General features: G+C 69.0%; 20 protein-coding genes. 6 read left to right on the top strand and 14 right to left on the bottom strand.

The features are described from left to right. Positions 1 to 137: 137 nt before the first annotated feature. A complete protein-coding gene (locus AAF604_10250; GenBank protein ID MEM7050033.1) occupies positions 138 to 1,604 on the top strand; it encodes an NCS1 family nucleobase:cation symporter-1 in 1,467 nt (488 codons plus the stop codon). Between the two features lie 20 nt (positions 1,605 to 1,624). Here AAF604_10250 and AAF604_10245 read toward each other — a convergent pair whose 3' ends face one another. Continuing rightward, the gene (locus AAF604_10245) at positions 1,625 to 3,256 is read right to left on the bottom strand and encodes a formate--tetrahydrofolate ligase (protein MEM7050032.1); all 1,632 of its coding nucleotides are present in this window, start codon (positions 3,254 to 3,256) and stop codon (positions 1,625 to 1,627) included. A 114-nt stretch (positions 3,257 to 3,370) separates the two neighbouring features. On the opposite strand from AAF604_10245, the gene AAF604_10240 reads away from it, so the two are divergent. Continuing rightward, positions 3,371 to 4,354: an NAD(P)H-quinone oxidoreductase gene (locus tag AAF604_10240; GenBank protein MEM7050031.1), complete on the top strand. Its 984-nt coding sequence runs from the start codon at positions 3,371 to 3,373 to the stop codon at positions 4,352 to 4,354. Between the two features lie 73 nt (positions 4,355 to 4,427). Here the strand turns inward: AAF604_10240 and AAF604_10235 are convergent, their stop codons facing one another. The 9 genes from AAF604_10235 to AAF604_10195 all read right to left on the bottom strand — a co-directional run bounded on the left by AAF604_10235 (position 4,428) and on the right by AAF604_10195 (position 13,747). Further along, positions 4,428 to 6,347, bottom strand: coding sequence for a PA domain-containing protein (locus AAF604_10235; GenBank protein MEM7050030.1), 1,920 nt, complete (start codon positions 6,345 to 6,347; stop codon positions 4,428 to 4,430). Beyond that, positions 6,337 to 6,816: a hypothetical protein gene (locus AAF604_10230; GenBank protein MEM7050029.1), complete on the bottom strand. Its 480-nt coding sequence runs from the start codon at positions 6,814 to 6,816 to the stop codon at positions 6,337 to 6,339. Before AAF604_10230 ends, AAF604_10235 begins: the two co-directional genes overlap by 11 nt. A 195-nt stretch (positions 6,817 to 7,011) precedes the next feature. Further along, on the bottom strand, positions 7,012 to 7,707 hold the full coding sequence (locus tag AAF604_10225) for a hypothetical protein (GenBank protein MEM7050028.1): 696 nt from the start codon (positions 7,705 to 7,707) through the stop codon (positions 7,012 to 7,014). Between the two features lie 174 nt (positions 7,708 to 7,881). After that, positions 7,882 to 9,303 (bottom strand): carotenoid oxygenase family protein, encoded by a 1,422-nt coding sequence (locus AAF604_10220; GenBank protein MEM7050027.1) that lies wholly within the window; start codon positions 9,301 to 9,303, stop codon positions 7,882 to 7,884. Then, positions 9,300 to 10,163, bottom strand: coding sequence for a hypothetical protein (locus AAF604_10215; protein ID MEM7050026.1), 864 nt, complete (start codon positions 10,161 to 10,163; stop codon positions 9,300 to 9,302). The genes AAF604_10220 and AAF604_10215 overlap by 4 nt, the downstream gene beginning before the upstream one ends. 85 nt (positions 10,164 to 10,248) lie before the next feature. Then, positions 10,249 to 11,064 (bottom strand): tryptophan 7-halogenase, encoded by an 816-nt coding sequence (locus AAF604_10210; protein MEM7050025.1) that lies wholly within the window; start codon positions 11,062 to 11,064, stop codon positions 10,249 to 10,251. Further along, positions 11,061 to 12,257, bottom strand: a complete 1,197-nt coding sequence (locus AAF604_10205; protein MEM7050024.1) for a beta-ketoacyl synthase N-terminal-like domain-containing protein — start codon at positions 12,255 to 12,257, stop codon at positions 11,061 to 11,063. The genes AAF604_10210 and AAF604_10205 overlap by 4 nt, the downstream gene beginning before the upstream one ends. Continuing rightward, positions 12,254 to 13,465, bottom strand: coding sequence for a beta-ketoacyl-[acyl-carrier-protein] synthase family protein (locus tag AAF604_10200; GenBank protein MEM7050023.1), 1,212 nt, complete (start codon positions 13,463 to 13,465; stop codon positions 12,254 to 12,256). The genes AAF604_10205 and AAF604_10200 overlap by 4 nt, the downstream gene beginning before the upstream one ends. 6 nt (positions 13,466 to 13,471) lie before the next feature. Further along, positions 13,472 to 13,747 carry a phosphopantetheine-binding protein gene (locus AAF604_10195; protein MEM7050022.1) on the bottom strand — a complete coding sequence of 92 codons (276 nt, stop codon included), beginning with the start codon at positions 13,745 to 13,747 and terminating at the stop codon, positions 13,472 to 13,474. A gap of 318 nt (positions 13,748 to 14,065) precedes the next feature. Here AAF604_10195 and dacB point away from each other — a divergent pair, with 318 nt between their 5' ends. Further along, complete coding sequence (dacB, locus tag AAF604_10190; GenBank protein ID MEM7050021.1) at positions 14,066 to 15,439, top strand: D-alanyl-D-alanine carboxypeptidase/D-alanyl-D-alanine-endopeptidase; 1,374 nt, start codon at positions 14,066 to 14,068, stop codon at positions 15,437 to 15,439. Next, entirely contained in the window at positions 15,436 to 16,446 is a 1,011-nt protein-coding gene (locus tag AAF604_10185; protein ID MEM7050020.1) for a putative sulfate exporter family transporter, read from the top strand. The genes dacB and AAF604_10185 overlap by 4 nt, the downstream gene beginning before the upstream one ends. 60 nt (positions 16,447 to 16,506) lie before the next feature. Here the strand turns inward: AAF604_10185 and aroC are convergent, their stop codons facing one another. Then, complete coding sequence (gene aroC / locus AAF604_10180) at positions 16,507 to 17,694, bottom strand: chorismate synthase (protein ID MEM7050019.1); 1,188 nt, start codon at positions 17,692 to 17,694, stop codon at positions 16,507 to 16,509. A 204-nt stretch (positions 17,695 to 17,898) separates the two neighbouring features. Here aroC and AAF604_10175 point away from each other — a divergent pair, with 204 nt between their 5' ends. Together AAF604_10175 and AAF604_10170 are read left to right on the top strand one after the other, a co-directional pair. Beyond that, positions 17,899 to 18,300: a DUF6572 domain-containing protein gene (locus AAF604_10175; protein MEM7050018.1), complete on the top strand. Its 402-nt coding sequence runs from the start codon at positions 17,899 to 17,901 to the stop codon at positions 18,298 to 18,300. A gap of 96 nt (positions 18,301 to 18,396) precedes the next feature. Continuing rightward, a complete protein-coding gene (locus tag AAF604_10170) occupies positions 18,397 to 19,326 on the top strand; it encodes a hypothetical protein (protein ID MEM7050017.1) in 930 nt (309 codons plus the stop codon). Here AAF604_10170 and AAF604_10165 read toward each other — a convergent pair. From AAF604_10165 to AAF604_10155, 3 genes are read right to left on the bottom strand one after another with little or no spacing between them, the layout of a single operon-like run. Continuing rightward, the gene (locus AAF604_10165) at positions 19,271 to 21,853 is read right to left on the bottom strand and encodes a CHAT domain-containing protein (protein ID MEM7050016.1); all 2,583 of its coding nucleotides are present in this window, start codon (positions 21,851 to 21,853) and stop codon (positions 19,271 to 19,273) included. The two genes, AAF604_10170 and AAF604_10165, sit on opposite strands and share 56 nt — an antisense overlap. Continuing rightward, positions 21,850 to 22,281 carry a thioesterase family protein gene (locus AAF604_10160; GenBank protein ID MEM7050015.1) on the bottom strand — a complete coding sequence of 144 codons (432 nt, stop codon included), beginning with the start codon at positions 22,279 to 22,281 and terminating at the stop codon, positions 21,850 to 21,852. Before AAF604_10160 ends, AAF604_10165 begins: the two co-directional genes overlap by 4 nt. After that, positions 22,278 to 23,078 (bottom strand): glycosyltransferase family 2 protein, encoded by an 801-nt coding sequence (locus tag AAF604_10155; protein MEM7050014.1) that lies wholly within the window; start codon positions 23,076 to 23,078, stop codon positions 22,278 to 22,280. Before AAF604_10155 ends, AAF604_10160 begins: the two co-directional genes overlap by 4 nt. Between the last annotated feature and the right edge of the window lie 8 nt (positions 23,079 to 23,086).

Below are 23,086 nucleotides of genomic sequence, written 5' to 3'. Positions count from 1 at the left end.
GCACAGCGGTCGATTGAAAAGGGCGGGCCTCGAGCCCGCCCTTTTTGCGTCTCGGCGAGCTCTCAGGGCGCCGAGGACGCAGACGAGGCTGGTACGCTCCGGCGGTTACTCTGCTGAGATCGAGGCCGGGAGGGCCTATGGACCGCGAGGGAATCGAGAGCTCGCCGTTGTACAACGCCGACCTGGCGCCAGTGCCGCCGGCGGGTCGAACCTGGAGCTGGTGGAACTTCGCCGCCCTGTGGGTGGGGATGGCGGTCTGCATTCCGACCTACACGATGGCCGCCGGGCTCATCTCCCAAGGCATGACCTGGCGCCAGGCGCTGGCGACCATCGCCCTCGGCAACCTGGTGGTGTTGGTGCCGATGGTGGCCAATGCCCATGCCGGTACCCGCTACGGGATTCCGTTTCCGGTGCTGCTGCGCGCCTCCTTCGGCACTCTCGGGGCCAATGTCCCGGCGCTGATGCGGGCGCTGGTCGCCTGCGGCTGGTTCGGGATCCAGACCTGGATCGGCGGCTCGGCGATCTACAGCCTACTGGCCGTGCTCTTCGAATTCACCCCGGCGGGGGTGGCGGAAGCCCTGCCCATCGTCGGCATCTCGGCCGGGCAACTGGCCTGCTTCCTGTTGTTCTGGGCGCTCAACATCGCCATCATCTTGCGCGGCATCGAGAGCATCAAGCGTCTCGAAGTCTTCGCCGCGCCGGTGCTACTGCTGATCAGCCTCGGTCTGCTCGCCTGGGCGGTGCGGGTAGGGGGCGGCCTGGGCTCTCTGTTGAGTCGCATGGACGCGGTCCACAGCGAGGCTCCGCCGAGCGACTTCTGGCGCTTGTTCTGGCCCAACTTGACGGCGATGGTGGGTTTCTGGGCGACGCTGTCGCTCAACATCCCCGACTTCTCGCGTTTCGCCCGCCGCCAGCGCGATCAGTTCGTTGGCCAGCTCGTCGGACTGCCGACCACCATGACACTGTTCGCCTTTGTCGGCGTCGCCGTCACCGGTGCCACGGTGCTGGCCTTCGGCGAAGCGATCTGGGATCCGGTGCTGCTACTCGCCAGATTCGAGGGCTGGGCGGTGGTTCTCGCGCTCCTCGGGCTCACCCTGGCGACCCTCTCGACCAACATCGCCGCCAACGTGGTGTCGCCGGCCAACGACTTCTCGAACCTCGCACCGCGGCGCATCGACTTCAAGACCGGTGGCTTGATCACCGGCGGCTTGGGTATCGCCATCATGCCCTGGCGCCTGTTCAATGACCTCGGGGCCTACATCTTCACCTGGCTGATCGGCTATGGCGCTCTCCTCGGCTCCATCGCCGGCGTCATGCTGGTGGACTATTTCCTGCTGCGCCGGTGCCGCCTGGAGGTGGAAGGGCTCTACCGGCCCGATGGGCCCTACAGCTTTCGCCGCGGCTTCAACGGCCGCGCCTTGCTGGCGATGGCTCTGGGAATCCTGCCGAATCTCCCGGGTTTCCTCGCCCAGGCGACCCACGGCGCCATCGCCGTGGCGCCCTTCTGGTCCGGCCTCTACACCCACGGCTGGTTCGTCAGCCTGGGGACGGCCGGTGTGATCTATGCGCTGCTGTCCTTCTCAGGGGGCCGTCAGGCCCCCTGAATCGACTTCAACTACCGCACTTAACGCAAGTTTCGGATCTCGCCGTCGACCAGGTCGATGTGGTGCGCCTGGGGCACCTTGGCGAGGCCCGGCATGCGCAGGATGTTGCCGAGCAGCGGAATCACGAAGCCGGCGCCGGCGGCGGCGACGACGCTGCCGACGGTGATCTCGAACCCTTCTGGCCGGCCGGCCAGGGCGGGGTTGTCGGAGAGCGACGCCGGCGTCTTGGCGACGCATAGGGGCAGGTTCGAGAGGCCGACATTCTCGATCCGCCGCAGGTCTTTCTCGGCCTTCGGCGTGTAGTTGACCGCCGAGGCACCGTAGATGCGCTGGGCGACCGTCTCCATCTTCTCCTTGATCGGCTGGTCGACTTCGTAGAGCGGGCGATGGGGCTGGCGGTGGGATTCGGCGTGGGCCACCACCAGGGCGGCGAGGTCGGCGGCGCCGACACCGCCCTGGCCGAAGTGATCGGACACCGCGAAGGGCGTTCCCATCTCGGCGCAGGCGCGCTCGACGACGGCGATCTCGTCCTCGGTGTCGTCGCCGAACTGATTGAGGGCGACCACCGGCTCGTAGCCGAACTGGCGGGCGTTCTCGATGTGCTTTTGGAGGTTGGGGATGCCGGCGGCGACCGCCGCCGGGTCGTTGTCGCCGCTGCCGCTGCCGTGGTGGCGGAGAGCGCGAACGGTGGCGACCAGCACCACCACCGCCGGGTCGAGGCCGGCGGAGCGGCACTTGATGTCGAAGAACTTCTCGCCCCCGAGGTCGAAGCCGAAGCCCGCTTCGGTCACCACCCAGTCGGAGTTGGCGAGGGCCATTTTGGTGGCCAGCACCGAGTTGCAGCCGTGGGCGATGTTGGCGAAGGGGCCGCCGTGGATGAAGGCCGGCACGCCCTCGATGGTCTGCACCAGGTTGGGCATCAGGGCGTCCTTCAGCACCACCATCATCGAGCCCACCGCCTTGAGGTCGGCGGCGGTCACCGGGTCGCCGTCGCGGTTGACTGCCACCTGCAGTCGGGAGAGCCGTGCCCGCAGGTCCTCTTCACCTTCGGATAGGCACAGCACCGCCATCACCTCCGAGGCCGGAGTGATGTCGAAGCCGTTCTCCCGCGGGACCCCCTGCATCGGGCCGCCGAGGCCGACGATGACGTTGCGCAGGGCGCGATCGTTGAGGTCGACAACCCGCCGCCAGGAAATCTGGCGGACGTCGATGCCGAGCTCGTTGCCGTGGTGCAGGTGGTTGTCGAGGAGGGCCGCCAGCAGGTTGTTGGCCGCCGAGATGGCGTGGAAGTCGCCGGTGAAGTGGAGGTTGATGTCGGCTTCCGGAATCACGATCGAGCGGCCGCCGCCGGTGGCGCCGCCCTTCATGCCGAAGGTCGGTCCGAGGGACGGCTCGCGCAGCGCGAGGGCAGCCTGCTGGCCGATGTGGGCGAGCCCCTGGGCGAGGCCGATGGAAGTGGTGGTCTTGCCTTCGCCGGCCTTGGTCGGCGTGATCGCCGACACCAGGACCAGCTTGCCCTGGGGGCGGTCGCTGTCGAGGGCGTCGAGCTGGACCTTGGCCTTCTCGGTGCCGTACGGGATGACATTCTGACGGTCGATTCCGAGATGATCGGCGAGCCCTTCGATGGTGCGCAGACGGTCTTTCCCTTGCATACTCTCCCTGTCTCCCTTGTCGGCCGGATCGGCAACCACCGAGCCCTATGGCGGTCCTTGTTCTCGCGATGTGGTGTGATGTTTCGTAGGACGTGAGTGTATCCTGAGCGCGTCATGCTTGCAGTGCTTCCGACCCGCAATCCCGAGACGCCGTGGCCCTTCCTCGGCGACCTCGCCGATCCCCTGCCGGCCCGTGGCGAGGTGCTGGTGGAGGTGCGCGCCGCCGGCCTCAACCGCGCCGATCTGTTGCAGCTGCGCGGACTCTACCCGCCGCCGCCCGGCGAGAGCGAAGTACCCGGGCTCGAGTGTGCCGGCGTGATCGCGGACCTCGGGGAAGAGGTCGAGGGCTGGCGGGTGGGGGATCGCGTCATGGCCCTGCTCGCCGGTGGCGGTCACGGTGAGCTGGTGACCGTCCCCCAAGGGCAGCTCATGCCGCTACCGAATGGCTGGAGCTTCGTCCAGGGAGCGGCGGTCCCGGAGGCGGCGCTGACGGCCTGGACCAACCTGGTGGAGGAGGGGCGCATGTCGAGTGGCGAAGCGGTCGCCATCACCGGCGCCAACGGCGGTGTCGGCAGCTTTGCGGTGCAGCTCGCGTCAGCCCTCGGAGCAAGGGTGCTGGCCGTCGGTCGGCGTGCCGCGGCGCTCGAGCCGTTGCGCGATCTGGGCGCCACCGTCACGGTGCCGATGGCTTCCGACCTGCCGGCGGCGCTGCGCCGCGCCAATGGCGGCGAGGGCCTCGATCTGGTGATGGATCTGGTCGGCGGCGAATGGCTGCCGCGGCTGCTGCTGGCCCTCAAGACCGGCGGACGCCTGGTGCTGGTGGGGATCACGGCGGGACGCACGGCGGAGATTCCTCTCGATGTCGTTCTGCGCCGCCGGCTACGGATCGTCGGATCCGTTCTGCGACCGCGGCCGCGGGAAGAGAAGGCACGCCTGGTGGCCGCCTTCCACGCCGTCGCCGAGCCCTGGCTCGAGGACGGTACCTTGCAGCCGGTGGTCGACCGGGTGCTGCCCTTCGCCGAGATCGCCACCGCCTACCAGGCGCTCGCCGCGGGTGGCGTTGAGGGCAAGGTCATCGTCGAGATTTCGCCCCACTGAAGCGAAATCGGTCCGGACCCGGCGCGGGGCCAGGTCCGGACCTGGTCGGACCCTCACGAGTCCTGGCCGATCCCTACTGGCAGATCTCCCACTTGCCTTCGAAGATCCCGATCGAAGACAGCGGCTGCTTGTCCTTCCAGCGCCCGGCGATGGATCCCACCGCGGCGTTGCTGCCGAAGGGCACGATCTTGGCTTCGAAGCTGCCAAAGTCGACGCTACCGCTGTTCGACTCCTTGTAGTTGCCGGAGAAGAAGAAGTCCGGGTCGGGAGCGTTGCCGTCATAGATGATGCCGCTGATGATGCCGCTGGTGGTGCTGGTCGGCGTCAGCGTGCCGATGATCTTGTAGACGATGGCACCGCTCGAATCGTAGAGATAGCCTCCCATGCTGCCGAAGGAGAGGCTGTCCGGCTGATTCCAGGACCCCTTGCTGGGACCGTCGTTGCAGGTGAAGCAGGCGGAGGTGTCGAAGGCGTCGCAGGTCGCCGAGCAGGCCAGCGCGCCGCCGTCGAAGCCTTGGCTGCGGCAGGTCTGCCCGAAGAGGTCCGTGCCGTCGCACTTCTCGATGCCCTCGCGGAGGTTGTTGCCACAGGTCTGCAGCAGCATCCAACCGATGTCGTGCATCGCCATCGGCGTCAGGTCGAGATCGTCCGTCAGATCGCCGGTGGCGAAGGGCTCCATGGTCAGGTTGGGGAAGGTGCTGGTGTCCCAGTGAGAGATCGAGGAGCCCGGCTGAACCGGATCCGGCGAGAACATCTTGACGTTGCCGTCTTCGTCGGCGCCGGCGAGCTGGCTCTGATCGATGCCGACGTTTCCGGTGACGCCCGGCAGGTTGGCCTTGATCAGGTTGCCGTCGTCGAGGGTGATGCGCACCGACGGGATGCCGATGCCGGGGTCGGTGCCACCGAGTCCCGGCGGCGGGCAGCCGGCGACATTGTCGGCGATGATCACTGCCGTTGCTCCGGCGGCTTCGGCGTTGACCACCTTCTGGGTGAAGGCGCAGCTACCGCGATCGATCAAGGCGATGTTGCCGGCGGTGAAGCCGACCAGCGCCTCACAGCCGTCGCTGGTGGTGCCGACGCCATCGTTGACCAGCTCGAGGGTGCCGCTGACTCCCGGGCTCGCCAACGGCGGACCGAAGCTCGCCGTGCCGACGGCATAGGAGCCGGCGATGCCCGCCGGTGCCGAAATCTGCAGACCGGCGGCGCCGCTATCGAGAATCAGCGGCGCGAACATGTTGACCTGCGGGCCGTCCCACACCAGGCCGCAGCAGTTGACCGCCGAGGTCATCCGCTGGGCGTTGGTCATCTGATCCCAGAACAAGCCCTGGTCGTTGTCGAACAGGAAGCGATCGAAGATCGAAGGGAAGAACGGCGGGCCGATGTACTGACCGGTGGACTCGTCGGTGAAGCTGGCGAAGCCGATGCCGTGACCGATTTCGTGGGTGACGGTGGCGACGAAGTCGATGTCGGTGCCGTTGTTGTGGTCGAGGCCGTAGTACCAGTTGGTGCCCGCCAAGCAGTTGGGATTGTTATCGATATCGGAGTTGAAGAACGCCACCAGGTCATCGGCGTTGGTGCCCGGCGCGCCGGGCGCCAGGTCGCTCCCCGCCAGCTTGTTGGCGAGAGCCACCGGATACCAGGTGTTGGTGAACGGGGCGTTGGCGAAGTTGGCGAAGATCTGGATCGTGCCAGCCGCTCCCAGCACCGCCGAGGAGGCGTCGCAGTTGAGCGGAGGATTGCTCGCCTGGACCCGAATCTCGATCGTGCTGTCGAGGGTCGCGGCCCACAGGCCGGCGGCGTACTGGAAGGCATTCAGGCGCTGCTGGCCGAGGGTGGTACCGGGGTTGCCGCCCACCGGCACGGCCGGCGTCGGGTCGTTGAAGCCGACGCCCGGCGGGTCGACGTTGACGATAGTGACGGTGGCCGCCGCCAGCGGCAGCGCGACGAGGGTCAGGAGCAGGGCGGCGAGGAATGAACGGCAGCTACTCGACATCGCTCACCTCCTGGCCCTCGAGGTGGTCGTGGGCTTCCTGCAGCGAGTCGACGCACAGGCCGTGGATCCCGCCATCGGCCTCGACGCGCGCCGTCGACAGACTCAGAAAACGTCCCTGCAGATCGAGGCTGACGCTGCCATCGGCCCGCTTGACGGAGCTTAGACCGACCGCCGAGCGGCTCAGCATGGCGCGCTCTTTGGTCCCCAGTCGACGCGATTCTTCGGGCGCCACCGGACGCACTTTTCCGGTCTGCGGGTCGATCGCGACCTTGAGGGCCTCGAGATCGAGATTCTCGGGATCGACACCGGTGCCGGGAGCGTGGATCACGGCCACCCGGGCCATCACCTCGGCGTAGCTCGGTGGGCTGTCCTGCGATGTTTGATTTTGCGGGGTGACGGCCTGGGCTCCCAGGGCGAGAGCGCCGAAGCAGGCCGCGGCGACAAAAATCCAGCGGAGATGACGCGCCATCTTGCTTCCTCCTCATCAACGAGTGGTTCGGAGGGAGGAAGCGGCGGAGTCCTCCCGAATTCAGTCTTCGGGCCGAGCGGAGTCGGCCCGAAGGGCCCCTTTCAATAGGTGCTGGTGCATGTTAGCACTCGGAATGTCCGGCAGTACAGGGAATACTGCCAGAGGCCTGGCCGGGCTCGGCGATGACGGGCCCGGCTATTCCTCCTCGGCGTCGCTTTGGATCGAGAGGAAGGGCAGCCAGCGGCCGAGTACCTGGACATCCTGGACGTCCTTCAGCACCTGCCAGCGGGAGCGCAGCAGGTGCTCCGCCGCGTGCTGGCCGACGCCGTGATCGAGGGCCTCGGCGGCGAGCACGATGACGGCGCCCCGAGTGTCGCCGTTCGGCGCCCAGCGCTCGGCGCGCAGAAAGGCTTCGGCCGCCTCTCGCGACTGTCCGAGGGCGGCGCGGTTGTAGCCCAAGTGCTCGAGGACGTGAAACCGCAGATTGGCCGGCGAATCGTCGTCGAGGTGCTGCAGGATGCCCTCGAGGACGGGAATCGCCTGCTGGATGAAGAGACGACCGCCGTCGCGCCAGAGGGCGGCCGCCAGGCGGAAGCGCAAGGCGGCGCGGGCGGTCCGTTCCAAGGGACCCTCGGCGTTCAGCCGGCGATCGTGCTCGAGGGCGAAGAGAACCGCGGCGGCGGCGGGCCTGCCCTCCGCTTCGTAGGTCTCGGCGGCGATGAACAAGGGGCGGTCGTCGCGATCCGGCTCGTCGTAGACCAGCAGCTGCCGGTAGAGAGATCTCGGATCTTCGTCTCCGAGGTCGAGGAGAGCTCCCGGGCTGTCGCCCTGGAGAGTGGTGATCAAGCTCTGCGCCAGCGCCAGGACCCGGACCCTCGCCCCAAATTCCATCGCAACGTCCCCCCAGAGAATGAATCGATATCGAATCCTTCTCTGGTGCTGTTGCGTTATGCGGTGAAAAGGGTAGGTCTCGGAGACGAAAACAAACCTGCCGAGGGGGACGCCCGAGGCAGGGCTATCGGGCGCTACCTTGTCGGCCGAGGCGCTGGGCGCGGCGCGGGGCAGTCAGGCTGAGCTGGCGGCGAAGGTCCCGTGGAAGCAGGCGGTGATGGCGGCCGGCAGGGTCAGGCGATGGCGGGGACCGGCGGCGACCTCGCCAGCGTCGAAAAACAGCATCTCCGAGCGGCGCGCCGCCAGATCGAAGAGGTGGCAGATGATCAGGCCTTCGCCGGGGCGCCCGGGGCGGCCGGCGAAGATCGGCTCGCTGGCCAGGACCTGGCCGGCGGGGCAGGTCCACAGATCTTGGCCTTCGTCACTCCAGCGCAGATGGCAGAGCTGATCGAAGAACTTGGCGCCTGGTCGCGCGCGCTCCGAGATGCCGAGGAACCAGAAGTCGTCGTAGTCGCGGTCGGCGAGGCGGCTGTCGAAAGCGGGAAAGTCCGGCGCCGAGTCGTAGGGTAGGCGGCGCTCCTCGAGCAAGCGCGACGCTTCCGGGTCGACTACGAAACGAGTTGGCCGGCCGGCGGCGACGGTGGCATAGAGGGACGGCAGGGGCTGGTACTGCTCGTAGGCCGGCTCATCGAGCTCGAGGACGTCGATGAACAAGAGCCCGTCGGCCTCGAAGCTGTGGATGTGGTGCAGGCAGGCACGGCCGGCGATGTCGAGGCGTGCGGTCTCGGCTCCCGACTCACGGTCGACCACCAGCAACTGGCTGCCGAGATCGGGCTGCCAGGAGAGGCTGTCGAGGACGGCACGGCCGTCGTTCATCAGCGAGGCGACGTCGAGCAGATGAGGGTTGACGTAGAAAGTCGCGAAGCGCCGGCTGAGGCCGAAGTCGTGGATCGAGCAGGGATAGGGCAGTCCAATCCGGCGGCGCGACAGCAGCTCACCATCGGCGGCGAAGCGGTAGAGGTTGAGGAGGGGCCGCCGGGCGGCGTAGGAAAGGCCGAAGTTGAACATTTCGCCGCTCTCGGGATCGATGCAGGGATGGGCCGAGAGGGGGCTGATGGCGTTGAGACGACCTCCGAAGGTGTGCTCGCCGCGGGTTTCCAGGGTCACCGGATCGAGGGACCAGGGCAGGCCCTGCTCGCCGAAGGCCAGCAGCGTGCCGGAGAAAGGGACGGCGCTGACGTTGACCGGCGATTCGAGACCGAGGCCGCGGCGCAGGCGATCGCCTTCGAAGGCGGTGCCAAAGGTGCGGTAGAGGGCCCTCCCGGCGGCCGCCTCGTCCTGGCGCTTGGTGCTGGCGACGAAGCGACGGGTGAAGCGCTGGCGGCCTTGCCCGAGGGTCAGGGCGGAGACGATGCCGTCGCCGTCGAGCCAGTGGCGATAGGCCAGCTCGCCCTTGCGGAAGGCACCCGGTCCGTTGAAGTAGCAGGTGCCGTCGAGCCAGTCGGGGAGGGTCGTGGCCGGCGCCTCGAGCTCGCAGGTTCCCTCCCAAGGGTCGAGCTCGAAGAGCACCTCGAGGGGAGCTGCGGCCTGGGTCACGAAGCCTGTTCCAGCAGGCCGGCGCGGCGGGCCGTCGGAAAGACGTCGAGCACCGCCGGGTCGAAGGACCAGGTCCAGCGGTCGGTGTCGGCGGCCGCCTGCGACCAGCGCTGCCTGATGGCGTCCGGGTCGAACTCGAGGGCCGCCGGGTCGATGGCCTCGACGAAGGCCCGGTTGTGGAGCACCGCCGGCTCGGCGAGCACCACCGCGGCGACGCGGGCGTAGACCAGGCGCGCCAGCTCGTCGAGGTTTTCGAGCTGCTGCTGCAACACCCGGCGGGCCTGGGGGACGTCCACGCCGACTTCATAGAAGGTCTTCTCGGCGGCCGCCAGGGTGCCGAGCTGGGTGAAGTCGAAGCACAGCGGCTCGGCCGGCGGCGCGACGTGCTCCTTCTTCCACTGAAAGTAGTCGCTGAGCAGCTGCTGGATACCGCGGTTGAGGGGGCCGAGGCGCGAGAAGGCCTTGAGATACGACACCGCGAAGCGGCGGTCCGTGAACAGATCGTTGATGAAGGGAAAGACATAGAAGCCGAAGTAGACGGACAGCTCCCAGCCGTATTTGAGGGAGAACACCTCGGCATCGCCGAGGGCGTCGTAGCTCAGGGCATAGGACGGCTCGTAGGCCGAGTAGGAGGCCCGCATGAGCTGCTCGTAGAGACGCACCTTGGCGGCCAGCTCGTCGTCGTCCTCGGTCTCGATGGCATCGACGATCAGAGTGTTGTAGATGGCGATCAGGTCGCTTCCGGGGCTGTAGAGGGGGTCCGAGAAGCGGCCCGACACGCCGGCCATGGCCCAGCGATCGCGGCTGATGGTCTGGGCGCAGTCGTGGGAGAAGTCGCGCAAGCCGGCGGCGTCGAGCACTCGGCGCTGCGGCAGGTCGCGGGCGAAGAGGGGGAACTCGCGGCAGATCCACTCGGTGGCCTTGTCGACCGAAAAGACCTCGTCTTCATCGACCAGGGAGCGGTCGTAGACCAGGCCGAGGCTGGTCTTGCCCTGCAGCGGAATGACCCAGAACCAGAAGCCCTCGCCCCATGAAATGGTTGGTGGCGAGCCAAAAGGGCAGGTGACCGGTCTGTCGCCGGCTGGCCCGCTGGCGCTGCTGGCGGCGGCTCTGGTCGCTCAGCTTTTCGATGTCGACCAGGCCATCGACCCACCAGAAGTAGGCGCCGTGGTGGATGGGATTGTCGCGCTGGAGCTGGCGGCGGTTGGCCACGAAGCGCATCCGGCCGGTGGTGTCGACCACCCAGTCGGCGGTCACCCGGTGATCCCGGCCGGCGGCCGAGTAGGTCACCGGGTGAGGTCCGGGGCCCTCGAGGGGGGCCTTGATGCGTCGCGCCCCGAGCTGATGGGTGAAGCGCTCGCTGCGGCCGTTGCGCTCGAGCAGGGCGCCCTCGAAGGCGTTGCGATCGAGCTGGTAGCTGGCGATATTGGAGAACGGTCGGATGTAGGCCTGGGAGTAATCCTCGAAGGCGTCGTTGGGCCGGTCGCCGCTCTTCCAATAGAAACGTAGGTTGTACTTCATGAAGTGCTCGTGGAAGAGCAGCTCTTCGAGATCGAGGACCTTCGAGAAGTAATAGCCGGCGAGCTGAACCGACGATTCACCGACCTTCTGCTGCGGCGCCGGCAGCTCGTCGAGGTACTCGAGCAGCAGAATGCGTCGCTCGGTTTCGAGCAGTAGATGGCGCGCCAGGGTCTGGCCGGCGAGGCCGCCGCCGAGGATGACGACGTCGTAGTGGTCGTTGGGCTGGGCTGCGGTGCTCATGTGGCTCTCCCCAGAATCAGGGCGTAGTGGTTGCCGTCGAAGCCGGCAGCGGTGATCAGCAGGTTCTCGGGACGGTCGAGAGCACGGGCGGTGGATGGCACGTCGAGGCCCGCCATCGCGTCCGTCGTCCCCGGGGTGCCGGGAAGCTGCCCCGTGCGCAGGGTCTCGAGGGCGGCAACGGCCTGGAGACCGCCGGAGGCGCCGAGGCACTCGCCGACCAAGGCCTTGATCGCCGTCACCGGGACTCTCGCTCCGAAGATGCGGGCCAGGGCGTCTGCCTCGCACTGGTCCCCCGGTCGCCAGCCGCTGGCGCCGCCGAAGACGGCGGCGATGTCGCCGGCGGCCAGGCCGGCCTCCTCGAGGGCGAGTCCGATGGCGCGGGTGGCCGTCGCGACGGCGCGCTCCGCGTGTTCACCGCGGGAGGCGTCGAAGGCATTGCCCTGACCGCGGACCTCGGCCAACGGCGCGGCGCCTCGGCGACCGGCGGCGGCGCCTTCCTCGAGCACCAGGAAGGCGGCGCCTTCGCCGAGGAGGAAACCCTCGCCGGTGTCCGAGAAGGGCCGAGGGGCGCCGTCGTCGGCGACCTGCCCGGCGCGGGTGAAGCCGAAGCTGGCCTCGAAGGAGAGCTCCTCGGCGCCGCCCGCCAACAGAGACCGGGAGCGGCCGCGGCGGATGCGGTCGGCGCCGTAGCCGATGGCCTGCAGGCCGGCCATCGGGCCGCCGGTGAGGGTGGCGTTGATCCCCGGCAGCCGGTGCCAGATGGCCGCCTGACCGGCGGCGGCGTTGATCACGCTGTTGGCGAAATCGAGCGGCTTGACGTACTGCGGTCCGGCTTCGAGGCAGCGGCGATCGAACTCCGAAATGGTGCGGATGCTGCCGAACATGGTGCCGAGCACCAGGCCGAGACCTTCGCGGGCACCATTGTCACCCCAGGTGCCGGCATCGAGGGCCTTTTGGACGCCACAGGTGGCCAGGCGGGAGGTGCGATCGAGGGCGCGCAGGTTGCCCGGCCCGAGGTGCTCCCGAGGCGAGAAGTCGGCGATCGGGAAGGCGTCCGCCCGCGGCAGGCGATCACAGTCGAAGTGGTCGACGGGACCCTGCCCGGAACGCCCTTCGCAAAGCGCCTGGTGAAAGGACGCAGGGGTGTCGCCGAGGCTGCTGACCAGGCCGGCGGAGGTGACGACGACGGTCATGACGGCACCCGCCGGAAGACCACCGAGGCATTGTTGCCGCCGAAGGCCGAGGCGTTGTTGAGGGCGACCGGCACCGGCAGCTCGCGGGCGACGTTGGGGACACAGTCGAGGTCGCACTCCGGGTCGGGCTCTTCGAAGTTGATGGTCGGCGGAATCTTGCCGTCGGCCACCGCCAGCGCACAGACCGCCGCCTCCATCGCCGAGGCCGCCCCCATGGTGTGGCCCAGCATCGACTTCACCGAGCTCACCGGAATGGTGCGACCGAGTTCGCCGAAAGCTTGGTGGACGGCGAGCGTTTCGAGGCGGTCATTGGTCGGCGTTCCGGTGCCGTGGGCGCTGATGTAGGCGACCTCCTCGGGCGCCGTCCGGGCGTCCTCGAGGGCCCGTTCCATGGCGGCCGCTGCGCCGTCGCCGGCGGGGTGGGCGGCGGTCATGTGATGGGCGTCGCAGGACAGCCCGTAGCCGGCGACCTGGGCGTAGATGCGGGCGCCGCGGGCGCGCGCCGCGGCCAGCGGCTCGAGCACCAGGAGGGTGGCCCCTTCCCCCGGAATCATTCCCTGACGATGGCGGTCGAAGGGGCGGCAGACGTCCGGAGCGACGGCGCCGAGGCGGGCGAAGCCGGTGAAGGTCATGCGCGAGAAGGCGTCGGCCCCGCCGGCCAGCATGAGGTCGGCGCGGCCACCCAGCAGGGCGTCGTAGGCGAAGCCGATGGCGTAGTTGCCGGCGGCGCAGGCGGCGGGCAACATGGTGTTGAGACCGACGAAGTCGACCGCCGCCGCCACTTGACCGGCGATGACGTGGCTGGGATACCGCGCCATCAGCTCGCCGGCCTCGCGGTCGAGGTCGTCGGCGACGAAGCGATCGTTGAAGGCTTCGATCTCCCGCGGCTCGCCGGAGGTCGTGCCCATGGCGACGCCGGCACGCTCCGGCTGCCAGTCGCCGGCGCTCAGGCCGGCGTCGGCGAGAGCCAGCCGAGCGGCGGCGACGGCGAGCTGGGAAGCGCGTCCCCAGGTCGGGTCGGCGCCGTGCTCCCTGGGGTCGAAGTCCTTGACCTCGCCGCCGTTGTGGACGCGGTAGGCGGAGGTGTCGATAGCAGTGACCGGCGCGATGCCCGATTCCCCGGCGAGCAGGCGGCTCCAGAACTCGGCGTGGCCGATTCCGACCGGACTGACGACGCCGATTCCCGTGACGACGATGGAGTCGGCCATGATGCCTCAGGCCACTTCGGCGCGGGAGTTCTTCTCCTCCAACATTGTTGCAACCAGCTCGACGGCCTGCGGCATGGTCTGGACGGTCTTGATGCGTTCGTCGAGATCGGGGGCAGCGAGGCGGAACTCGTAGTCGAGATCGACTCCGATCTCGAGGAGGGAGAGGGAGTCGAGACTGAGGTCGTCGAAGAAGTGGGCGCTGTCGGCGATGTCGCCCGGATCGAGGTCCGCGACCGTGGCGATGATCTCCTTGATCTTGCTGCGAATCTCTTCTCGATTCATCAGAGGCCTCCTGGAAAAGAATAAAACCTCCGTCAGGGCCGGAGGAAATTGTCCGTGATCAGCTCACACCCCTATAGGAGGGATCTGGGGGATTATGTTTCCCAGCGTGAACAGAAAAGACGCTTCGGAGTTTATACGCACCTTGCCGGCATCTCCGAACCTGGTCGTGACAGCTCTGTCAGGAGTGCCGCGACGGAACGGGATGCGCTTTTGACGCGCCGCACCCGACTTCCTCTTAATACGCACCTGGCCGGCTTCCCCGGACATGGTCCTCAGGGCTGTGCCAAGAGCGCCGTGACCGAATAGGATGCGTCCGTGATGCACAGTCTTCGGGTCCCGCTGCTGGTGGTTCTCTTGCTCTCGCCGGTGCCTGCCGCGCAGGCACAGGAGCCGATTCGCGGCTACCTTGCGATGGTCGGTGATCAGGTGGTCGCGGCTCGGGGCGAGGACATGCTGTTCGTCCCGGCATCGGTTCAAAAGCTGGTGGTGGCGGCTGCGTGTTTGCACTATCTCGGACCAGATTACCGCATCGAGACGCCGGTTCTGGCGGACGGTCCGGTGGTCGACGGAGCTCTCGAAGGAGATCTGGTGGTGGTGGCGATGGCCGACCCGAGCTGGAGCCGGCGCTGGAGCGACAACGCTCCCCTCGACTCGCTGCTGCCGGACCTTCGCCGCCGTGGAGTGCGGCGGGTGCGTGGCGATCTGGTGCTCGATGTGACGCGCTTTCCTGGCCGCGCCGCGCCGGTGGATCGGCCGCTGTCCGAATCGGCCTTCGCTTTCGCCGCACCGACCTCGGCCCTGGCGGTGGAGGAGAACGTGCTCGAGGTCGAGATCGCTCCCGGGCCCCGGCCCGGTGAGGCCGGCCGCATCACCGGGCCGGAGGGCTATCGCTGGATCAATCGCATTCGCACCGTCGGCGCCGAGCGCCACGGGCGCGGCACGGTGGATTTCGTACCCCGCTGGGGCACCCGCGAGGTCTTGGTGGAGGGCGAGTACCCGGTCAGCGAACCCGCCTACACGGTGCAGCTTGCCGAGCCGGCCCCATTGCTGCGGGCCGGGGAGGTGCTGCGCTCGCTGCTCGCCGATGGCGGCATCGTCGTCGAGGGCGAAGTCCGGACAGGATCGGGCGTGGCACCCCGCACCGGCCGTACCCTGACGGTGATCTCGTCGCCACCGCTGCGCCGTTTGCTCGAGCCGGTCCTGAGCGACAGTCACAACTGGTATTCCGACATGCTGCTGCGGCATTTGGCCGTCGCCCGCAGCGGAGAAGGGCGCTTCGCAGCTGGCCTCGGGGTGCTCGACGAATTCTGGCAGGAGGTGCTGGAAGTGCCCGCCGGCAGCGCTCTAGGAGTCGATGGCTCGGGTCTCGCCAAAACCACCTTGGTGACGCCGCGGGCGATCGTTCGACTGCTCGCCCACGCCGCTGGGCAGCCCTGGTTCGAGCACTTTCGCGGCGCCCTGGCGTCTCCTGGTGAGGGCACGCTGGAAGGTTGGAAGGGGCCGCGAATCTCGGCCAAGACCGGCACCCTGCGCCACACCCACGGATTGGCCGGTTACCTGCCGCGGAGCTCCAGCCAGCCGGTGATCTTCGCCTACTTCCTCAATCATCATCGGGCCGGCAAGGGCTCTGCTTGGGGCGAGATGGGGCGCGCCCTGGAGGATTGGCGACGCCAGCCGACGCCCAAGCCATGAAGCGTCTGGTTCCAGGGCTGCTGCTGGCGTCGGCGATCGCCCTCGTCGCCTTCGGACTCCACGCCATGCTGCCCACCGCCGTCGGCCGGGCCGTCGGGGCGGTGGTGTTGGCGGTGCTCCTCGGATTGATCGTCGGCCAGGCGGTGCCCACCGGCGAAGCCCTGGCCCCGGGTCTGCGCTTCGCCTTCCAGACCCTCTTGCGCCTTGCGATCGTGCTGTTGGGAGTTCGCCTGTCCTTTGCCCAAGTGGCGGCCATCGGGGGCCGTGCGGTCCTACTGATCTTGGTCCTGATGGCCCTGGCCCTGGGAGTGGCCCACGGTCTCGGTCGGTGGTCGCGCATCTCGCCGCGCCTCGCCAGCCTGATCGGCGTCGGCACGGCGGTTTGTGGCAACTCGGCGATTGCGGCGGTGGCGCCGGTGATCGCCGCCCGCGACGAGGAGGTCAGCTTCGCCGTCGCCACCAACACCCTGTTCGGCACCCTGGCGGTCTTCCTCTATCCCATGCTGGCGGTGCTTCTGGGCCTCGACGCGGTCGCCTACGGCACCTGGGCCGGGGTGGCCGTCAACGACACCTCCCAGGTGGTGGCGGCGGGCTTTGCCCACTCGCCGGAGGCGGGCGAGGTGGCGACCGCCGTCAAGCTCACCCGCAACGCCCTGATGGGGTTTGTGATCCTGATGATGGGCTGGCTGTACCGCACCGGTGGCGCTGGAATTCCCCTCGGTCGCCGCTTGCGGCAGTCGGTTCCGCCCTTCGTCCTCGGTTTCCTCGCCATGGCGGCGCTGCGCACCGTCGGTGCCTTCGATCTGCTCTCCGCGGCCACCGGCATCGACTGGGTCGCGGTTCTGTCGACCGCTTCCCGCTGGTTGATTCTGATCGCCTTGGCGGCGGTCGGGGCCAGCACCCGGTTGGCGAATCTACGCCGCGCCGGCTGGCGACCCCTGGCCGTCGGCCTGGCCGCCGCCGTCGCCACCTCTCTGGTGGCGCTTCTCTGGATTCAGAGCTTCTGAGGGAGGCGCCTGGAGCTCCCTCGAGGAAGCTTCAGGTGGCTGTAGAAGTCTCCGACGGCTTCAGCCGTCCGCCCGAGGCCAGCTCTGCTGGCGCTCGAGGGTGGCGGCGTGGTGGTCCTTCATCTCGGCGAGGGAGTCGCCGCCGAGCTTCTCGATCAGGGCGTCGGCGAGCACCAGCGCGACCATCGCCTCGGCCACCACACCGGCAGCCGGCAAGGCGGTGACATCGCTGCGCTCGTACTGCGACTTGTGGACCTCGAGGCTGTCGAGGTCGATGCTCGGCAGGCCCGTGCGCAGGGTGGCGATGGGCTTCTTGTAGGCCGTCACGATGACGTCGGCGCCGTTGGTGATGCCGCCTTCGGTGCCGCCGGCCCGATTGGTGGGGCGCTGCCACCGACCGTCCGGCGTGCGTTCGATGGCGTCGTGGGCCTGGCTGCCGGGACCGGCGCTGGCGGCCAGGGCGGAGCCGATCTCCACTCCCTTGACGGCCGGCACGGACATCACCGCCTGCGCCAGGCGGCCGTCGAGCTTTTCGTTCCACTGTACGTGGGAGCCGAGGCCGAGGGGGACGTTGTGGGCGATCACCGTGACCGCGCCACCGAGGGTGTCGCCGTCCTCTTTGGCCTGGTCGACGAGGGCCACCATCGCGGCTTCGAGGTGGCGGTCGATGGCGCGTAGGGGAGAGCTCTCGTCGACGGCGCAGATCTCCTCCCAGGTCGGCGTCGGTCGGTCGGCGCCGACGCTGCCGAGGGAACGCACGCCACTGCGGATCTCGACTCCGAACTCGGCCAGCAGCATGCGCGCGAAGCAGCCCGCCGCGACTCGCCCGGCGGTTTCCCGCGCCGAAGCCCGCTCGAGCACGTCACGCAGGTCGCGGCGGTCGTACTTCAATCCGCCGGCGAGGTCGACGTGGCCCGGCCGGGGGGCCTTCAGGCGCCGCACCTCGGACATGTGCGGATCGGTCGGGCCGGGGTTCATGATCGTCTGCCAGTTCTTCCAGTCGCGGTTCTCGATCCACAGGGCCAGCGGTGAGCCGAGGGTTTCGCCATTGCGCACCCCGCCGCGGATCTCGGCGCGATCGGCCTCGATCTTCATCCGCCGGCCGCGGCCGTAGCCGTGCATGCGGCGCTTCATGTCGCGCTCGAGGAGGGCGAAATCCACCGGCACACCAGCCGGCAAGCCGGTGAGGAGGACGGTGAGGCCGGGACCGTGGCTTTCGCCGCCGGTGGTGAGCTGGAGTCGTCGCATGGGGCGGAACGATATCAGCGCCAAGGGCCTAGCAGGTTGCTGAAAACCTCATCGGCAACCTGCTTGCGGTCCCGAGAGGGCTGGGCGCCCCCGGCCCGGCGGCGAAGCCGTGAGACGGGGCCGCCCTGGACCGGGTGAGCGAGATCTCCGACTTCTCGGGTCGCCTGCTGGGATACGATCGCGCCGTCGCTGGAGGAGGATGTCGTGAGTGATTCGAAAACGCCGGAAGCAGAGCAGGAATTCGAAGCCCGCGGGGTCGAGAACCCGCGCATCATCGATCTTCTCGCCTTCGAGGAGGAGCGCGGCGAAGTCGTGCTCTCGATTCTCGAGGGACGGCCCTGGGCGCTGGACTCCCACGCTCAGCTCGAGCAGCTCGAGGACAAGCTCAACAGCTACTTCAACTACGTCCTCGATGGCTTTCTCGCCAAGGAGTATCCAGACTACGAAGACCTGCCGGTCTGCATCCGCCTCGACTGTGTCGCTGCACCGGGCGAAGCCGAGAGACCTTTCTTGGAAGCCGCGACGCGCTTTTGCGCCGCCGAGGGGCTGCGCTTCGAAGTTCGAGTGGTGGACGACCCCTTCGCTCGCCGCGGCGACTGGGAGTAGTCACCGAAATCCACCGGAGCTCCGGGCACCGGCCTGTGTTTGTGTGTTAGAATTTTCTTAGTTAGTGTCTTTTTACATCGAGGCCTGGAGGATGTCGTGCAGGAGTATTCGGACCCTCGCAAATCCCGCATCGTGGTGCTGGAAGATCGCGCTTCCATCGTCGCTCCATTGCCCCTACGTCTCGATGGTCACGACGGCGCGACCTATTGGACGCAGCGCTTCCGCAGCCTCGAGGAGGCTTTCGGGGGCTTGTTCGACGATCTGCCAGCGGCCTGGGTGATCGATGCCGCGAGCCAGCCGGAGCGCACCGGGGTCGAGCTGCTGTCGACCTTGACCGCCTTTTCGGTGCACGCGCCGGTGCTGTTGCTGGGGGTGGATCGCCATCGCATCGCCGGCTGGACCGCCCTGGCACCAGCAGTGCGGGTGGCGGAAGGCCCGCCGGGAACCGCCCTCGCCGATCTGTTGTCGAGCCGGGGAGACGATGCCGGCCGCTATCGGGTGGTCGACTTCCTGGTCTTGGTTCACGCCGCCCAGGCCAGTTTGCGCATGACCTTGCGGGCCGGTGGCGTCGAAGGGGTCCTCGATGTCGATCAGGGACGGCTCGAGGCGGTGCGCTCCGGCGGGCAGGAGGGCCGTCGGGCGCTGCGCGCTCTCGCCATGATGCCGGTCAGCCACTGCCTCTTCGACACCTCCGAACGGGAGCGGTCCGAGCCGACCGCCGTCGTCCTCGAGGATGCTCTCGAGTTCCTCGCCTTCGAAGGCTTGGCGGAGGAGCTGATCGACCAGCAGCGTCGGGCCGCGGCGCAGCGCGGCGATTCTTCGCGGGACGGCTACGAGCACGCCTTCGCGACCGCCGTCGGCGCCGAGATCGCCAACGACCTCGGCGGCGCCGAGCAGGCCTTTCGGGAAGCCCTCGACTGGTTGCCGCGGGACCGGTCGGCGCAGGCCGGGCTCGAGCGAGTGCGCGCCCTCAGGGAGGGGCGTCCGGCGCTGGCGAAGGATCGCGAGAGCCCTGGAGAAGAATGAACCGGGCCCAATCCGCCAGTGGCCGCTGTTGGCGCAGCTCGCGCAGGGCGGCGCCGTAGGCTTTGGGCACATTGCGCTGCTCGAGGAGGGCGCGATAGAAGCCGTCGGCGAGCTGCCGGGCGACCTGCGGGTCCGGCGGCGAAAGATGGAAGATCACCCAGGCGGCGCCGCGTCGTGCGAAGAGGCCGCCGAGGCCGTATTCACCGCTGTCTTCCGAAGGCTGCCAGGCGGGCAGCGCGAGATTTCCTAAGAAGGCGAAACGCAAGCGGCCGGGGAGGCTCTCGGCGAGCGACATGGGACGGTCCGGGAGCAGCAAAAGGGAAGCTCCCGGCGCCGCCCGCTCGAAGCGCCCTCGGCCTTCGAAATGGAGGGCGCCGGCTTGCGGTAGCGCCCGGGCGACGGCGTCGCCGGTGGCGTCGTCGCTCGTGAGCAGGGTGGCGGCGGGCAAGCTACGCTGGAAGAAAGCGGCGGCGTAGCGCTCGTCCTCGCCGTCGCCGCGGCGGGCGAGGACCATCAGCGGGGGACCTCCCGGGCTGGCCGGTGGCGGTGCCAGGCCGACCGGCCGGAGGGCGACGACGGTGTGGTCTGCGAGCCAGCCGTCGCCGGCTCCGAGGGCCGCCAGCGGGACCCGCTGCAGGACGCCGTGGAGGGCGAAGGTGGTGATCTCCGGCAGGCTTTCCGGAGCCGCCGGCACGAGCGCTTCGGCGAGCGGGGCGGTGAGGTCGCGCCAGGCGATGGTGTCCTCGTCGCGGCGGGCGAGGAAGGCGTCGCCCTCGCGCAGCAGGCGCACCAGCTCGCTGCGCAGTAACGGCGTGCGCCGCTCGAGAACCGCGTCCTGGTCACCCTGACGGCGCAGCAGGAGAACTTCCTCCGGCAGCGCGACGGCTCGGAACTGCACCGGCTGGCGAGTCGCCGGCGCCCGGGGCGGACAGGGTCCCCCGCGGTCTCGGCAAGCGGCGCGATGGCGTTCGCCGACGGTGAGGTTGTCGAGGCGCTCGAGAAATCCCCAAGCGGCGGGAAGCTGACCGAGCTCGACGGCGAGGCGGGCGGCGCGGGCGAAATCGTCCGCTCGCCAGGCGGGATCCTCGACCGTCGCGCTGTCCCGGGCGGCGGCTTCATAGCGTTCGAGGGCCGCCGCGAAGGCCTGCATGGCGGTGCGCGGATCGGCTTCGGCGCGCAGCGCCTGGGCGACGCAGCTCAGGGCCCGGGCGACGTTGGTGGGGCGAGTCGCGACGGTGATTCGCTGACAGTGCTCGAGGCTCTTGCCGGTACGCCCTTCGGAGAGGGCCTGCAGGCCGGCGATCAGCAGGATCTCGTCCCGCAGGCGCTGGCCTCGCCGTCCCGCCGTCTCGAGCAGCCGCCGGGCGCGCTCGAGCAGAGGACCGGCGTCGCGGCCGAGACGCAGCTGGATGCGGGCCAAGGCCAGTACCAGCTCAGTGGCGCGCACCGGGGCGGCGTCCGTCGAGAGACCCCCGAGGGCGCGGCTCAGGCGGCGCTCGGCGGCGCGTAGATCGTGATCGTCGGCATCCGGATTGAGGGCGATGAGAGTGCCGAGCTGGCCTTGGGCGCGGAGCTGCATGGTGGCGTTGCAGGGCGATCGATCGCAGGCCGCCAGGGCCTCTTCGAGCAGCGCCTGAGCCTCCCGAAACCCACCGATTGCGGCCTGCAGGGAAGCCCGGGCGGTCGCCGCACCGACCCGCCCTGGATGGGCGACGCGGGCCCCTCGCTGCTCCGCCTGGCGGAGCAGGGGAAGGGCGCGAGAGGGTTTGTGGAGCTCGAGGAGGGCGGCCTCGAGGGCCGCATCGGACCCCAGGCCGCTGGCCTCCGGCAGGTCGAGCCAAGCGGGCAGGCGAGTGCTTCTCTGGCGGGCGCGGGCGAGCTCGTCGGCTTGGCGCAGGGCGGTGATGGCGGCGAGCTCGAAGCGCACCGCGAGGGCGGGATAACGGAGGTCGCGGGCCTCCCGCGCCGAGGCGTCGTAGTCCTCCAGCATGGCTTCGAGGCCGTCGCTGCCGTGGGCGGCGGGGATGACCCTCAGCCGGCGTTCGAGGTCTTCGTGGATGCCGTCCTCGCGGCGGAACTGAACCTCGCGGCAGGGCAGCTCGTACTCGCGACCGCTGCGCCGCTCGACGAGCCGGCCGCAGACCGCCAGCGAGCCGTCCGGCAGGCCCGTCGGGACCGGATCATCGAAGCACAGAGTGCTTCCCATGGTCGCCGCCGGGATGGCATAGCCGCGCCCGGCGGTGCGATCGCCGAAGACCAGCAGGCCCTCCCACTCACCGCCTGCCAGCTCCGCCGGCAGGTCGAAGCAGAAGCCGAGGCTGCGGCGGCCGATCGACCACGGCACCAGGCCGCCGCCATTCTCCTCGAGGACCTCCCGGTGTCCGCGGACGGTGATCTCGACATCGAGCTCCTGGGGTCCCCGCTGGCAGGCCGCGGTGAGCAGGAGAAGGCCGAGAAGGAGCCCGGGAAGGGCGGCGACGGAGGGGCGACGGACGGCCCGCGGTCCGCGGCGCAGTGCAGCGGTCACGGGGCTCCGGTGAGACGAGCGAAGGGCTCTCGCAGAGGCTCTGGGGTGCGGCAGGGACGTCCGCTCGCGGCCTCTACCCAAAGGTGATCGGTACGCCCGGTGGCCAGTAGGGCGTCCGCTCGCTCGACCCGATAGGAGAAGGCCAAGGCGCGGCTCGCCAGGCGTTCGAGGGCACAGCTCACGCTGATGCGATCCCCGTAGCGCGCCGCCTGCCGGTACTTGACCTCGACGCCGGTGACCATCAGCAGATAACCGAGTTTTTCGATCTCGGCGTAGTGCCAGCCGGTGGTGGCACAGAGGCCGGTGCGGGCGAGCTCGAACCAGACGATGTAGTTGGCGTGGTGCACGACGCCCATCTGGTCGGTCTCGGCATAGCGCACCTCGACGTCGACCCGGTGGACGGTGGGTCGAGCCGTGGCGCTGCTCATCGCGATCCCCGGCTGTAGCGCAGCACGGTCCACAGGATCTTGTAGCCAGCCATCACCGTGCCCTTGACGGTGCCGGTGATTTTCGACACCCCGACCCGCTTGCGATAGCGCACCGGAACTTCGGCGACGGTGAGGCGGTGGCGGAGGGCCTTGACCTGCATTTCGGCGGTCCAGCCGAAGTTGGGATCTTCCATCGCCAAGCGCTCGAGGGCGGACCAGCGGATCGCCCGGAAGGGGCCGAGATCGGTGTAGCGGTGGCCGTAGAGCAGGCGGATCAGCCAGCAGGCCACCAGATTGCCGGCGCGGGCCTGGGGCAGCAAGGCCCCGGGCTCGCGCCGGCCGAGGGTGCGGGAGCCGATCACCAGGTCAGCTTCGCCGGCGAGGATCGGTGCGACGACCGCCGGTAGCTCGTCCGGATGGTCCGAGTAGTCGCCGTCGAGAAAGACGACGATGTCCGGCGGCTGGTGATGGCGCAGATAGTCGAGGCCGGCGAGGCAGGCGCTGCCGTAACCCGGGCGCTCGGCAGGCACCACGACGGCACCGCCTTGGCGAGCGACCTGCGCCGTGCCGTCGGTGGAGCCGTTGTCCGCCACCACGATGCGGCGGACCCCTGCTCCGCCCGTATCTGCATCGCCCGCAGCCGGGTTCGCTCCCAGGGCGGTGAGATCCGCCAGCACTCGGGGCAGGGAGGCCTCTTCGTTGAGGGCGGGAATGACGACGTCGACGGTGGCCGGCACGGCGCCGATTCTATGCCAGGCGGTTGCCCCCTGGACTCCTTCCGAATCGCCTGCCATCATCCGCCATC

This window comes from Acidobacteriota bacterium, assembly GCA_039028635.1.
Taxonomy (GTDB): domain Bacteria; phylum Acidobacteriota; class Thermoanaerobaculia; order Multivoradales; family JBCCEF01; genus JBCCEF01.
Note: the sequence above shows the minus strand (reverse complement) of the source record. Positions and strands in the feature narration are given on the sequence as shown.

What these genes read in the sequence shown, in the direction of transcription:
- aroC (MEM7050019.1), bottom strand. Translation starts at nt 17,694, where the DNA reads ATGCGACGACTCCAGCTCACCACCGGCGGCGAAAGCCACGGTCCCGGC.
- AAF604_10225 (MEM7050028.1), bottom strand. Translation starts at nt 7,707, where the DNA reads ATGGAATTTGGGGCGAGGGTCCGGGTCCTGGCGCTGGCGCAGAGCTTG.
- AAF604_10155 (MEM7050014.1), bottom strand. Translation starts at nt 23,078, where the DNA reads ATGATGGCAGGCGATTCGGAAGGAGTCCAGGGGGCAACCGCCTGGCAT.
- AAF604_10210 (MEM7050025.1), bottom strand. Translation starts at nt 11,064, where the DNA reads ATGAGCACCGCAGCCCAGCCCAACGACCACTACGACGTCGTCATCCTC.
- AAF604_10200 (MEM7050023.1), bottom strand. Translation starts at nt 13,465, where the DNA reads ATGGCCGACTCCATCGTCGTCACGGGAATCGGCGTCGTCAGTCCGGTC.
- AAF604_10250 (MEM7050033.1), top strand. Translation starts at nt 138, where the DNA reads ATGGACCGCGAGGGAATCGAGAGCTCGCCGTTGTACAACGCCGACCTG.
- AAF604_10230 (MEM7050029.1), bottom strand. Translation starts at nt 6,816, where the DNA reads ATGGCGCGTCATCTCCGCTGGATTTTTGTCGCCGCGGCCTGCTTCGGC.
- dacB (MEM7050021.1), top strand. Translation starts at nt 14,066, where the DNA reads ATGCACAGTCTTCGGGTCCCGCTGCTGGTGGTTCTCTTGCTCTCGCCG.
- AAF604_10245 (MEM7050032.1), bottom strand. Translation starts at nt 3,256, where the DNA reads ATGCAAGGGAAAGACCGTCTGCGCACCATCGAAGGGCTCGCCGATCAT.
- AAF604_10240 (MEM7050031.1), top strand. Translation starts at nt 3,371, where the DNA reads ATGCTTGCAGTGCTTCCGACCCGCAATCCCGAGACGCCGTGGCCCTTC.
- AAF604_10235 (MEM7050030.1), bottom strand. Translation starts at nt 6,347, where the DNA reads ATGTCGAGTAGCTGCCGTTCATTCCTCGCCGCCCTGCTCCTGACCCTC.
- AAF604_10205 (MEM7050024.1), bottom strand. Translation starts at nt 12,257, where the DNA reads ATGACCGTCGTCGTCACCTCCGCCGGCCTGGTCAGCAGCCTCGGCGAC.
- AAF604_10195 (MEM7050022.1), bottom strand. Translation starts at nt 13,747, where the DNA reads ATGAATCGAGAAGAGATTCGCAGCAAGATCAAGGAGATCATCGCCACG.
- AAF604_10160 (MEM7050015.1), bottom strand. Translation starts at nt 22,281, where the DNA reads ATGAGCAGCGCCACGGCTCGACCCACCGTCCACCGGGTCGACGTCGAG.
- AAF604_10185 (MEM7050020.1), top strand. Translation starts at nt 15,436, where the DNA reads ATGAAGCGTCTGGTTCCAGGGCTGCTGCTGGCGTCGGCGATCGCCCTC.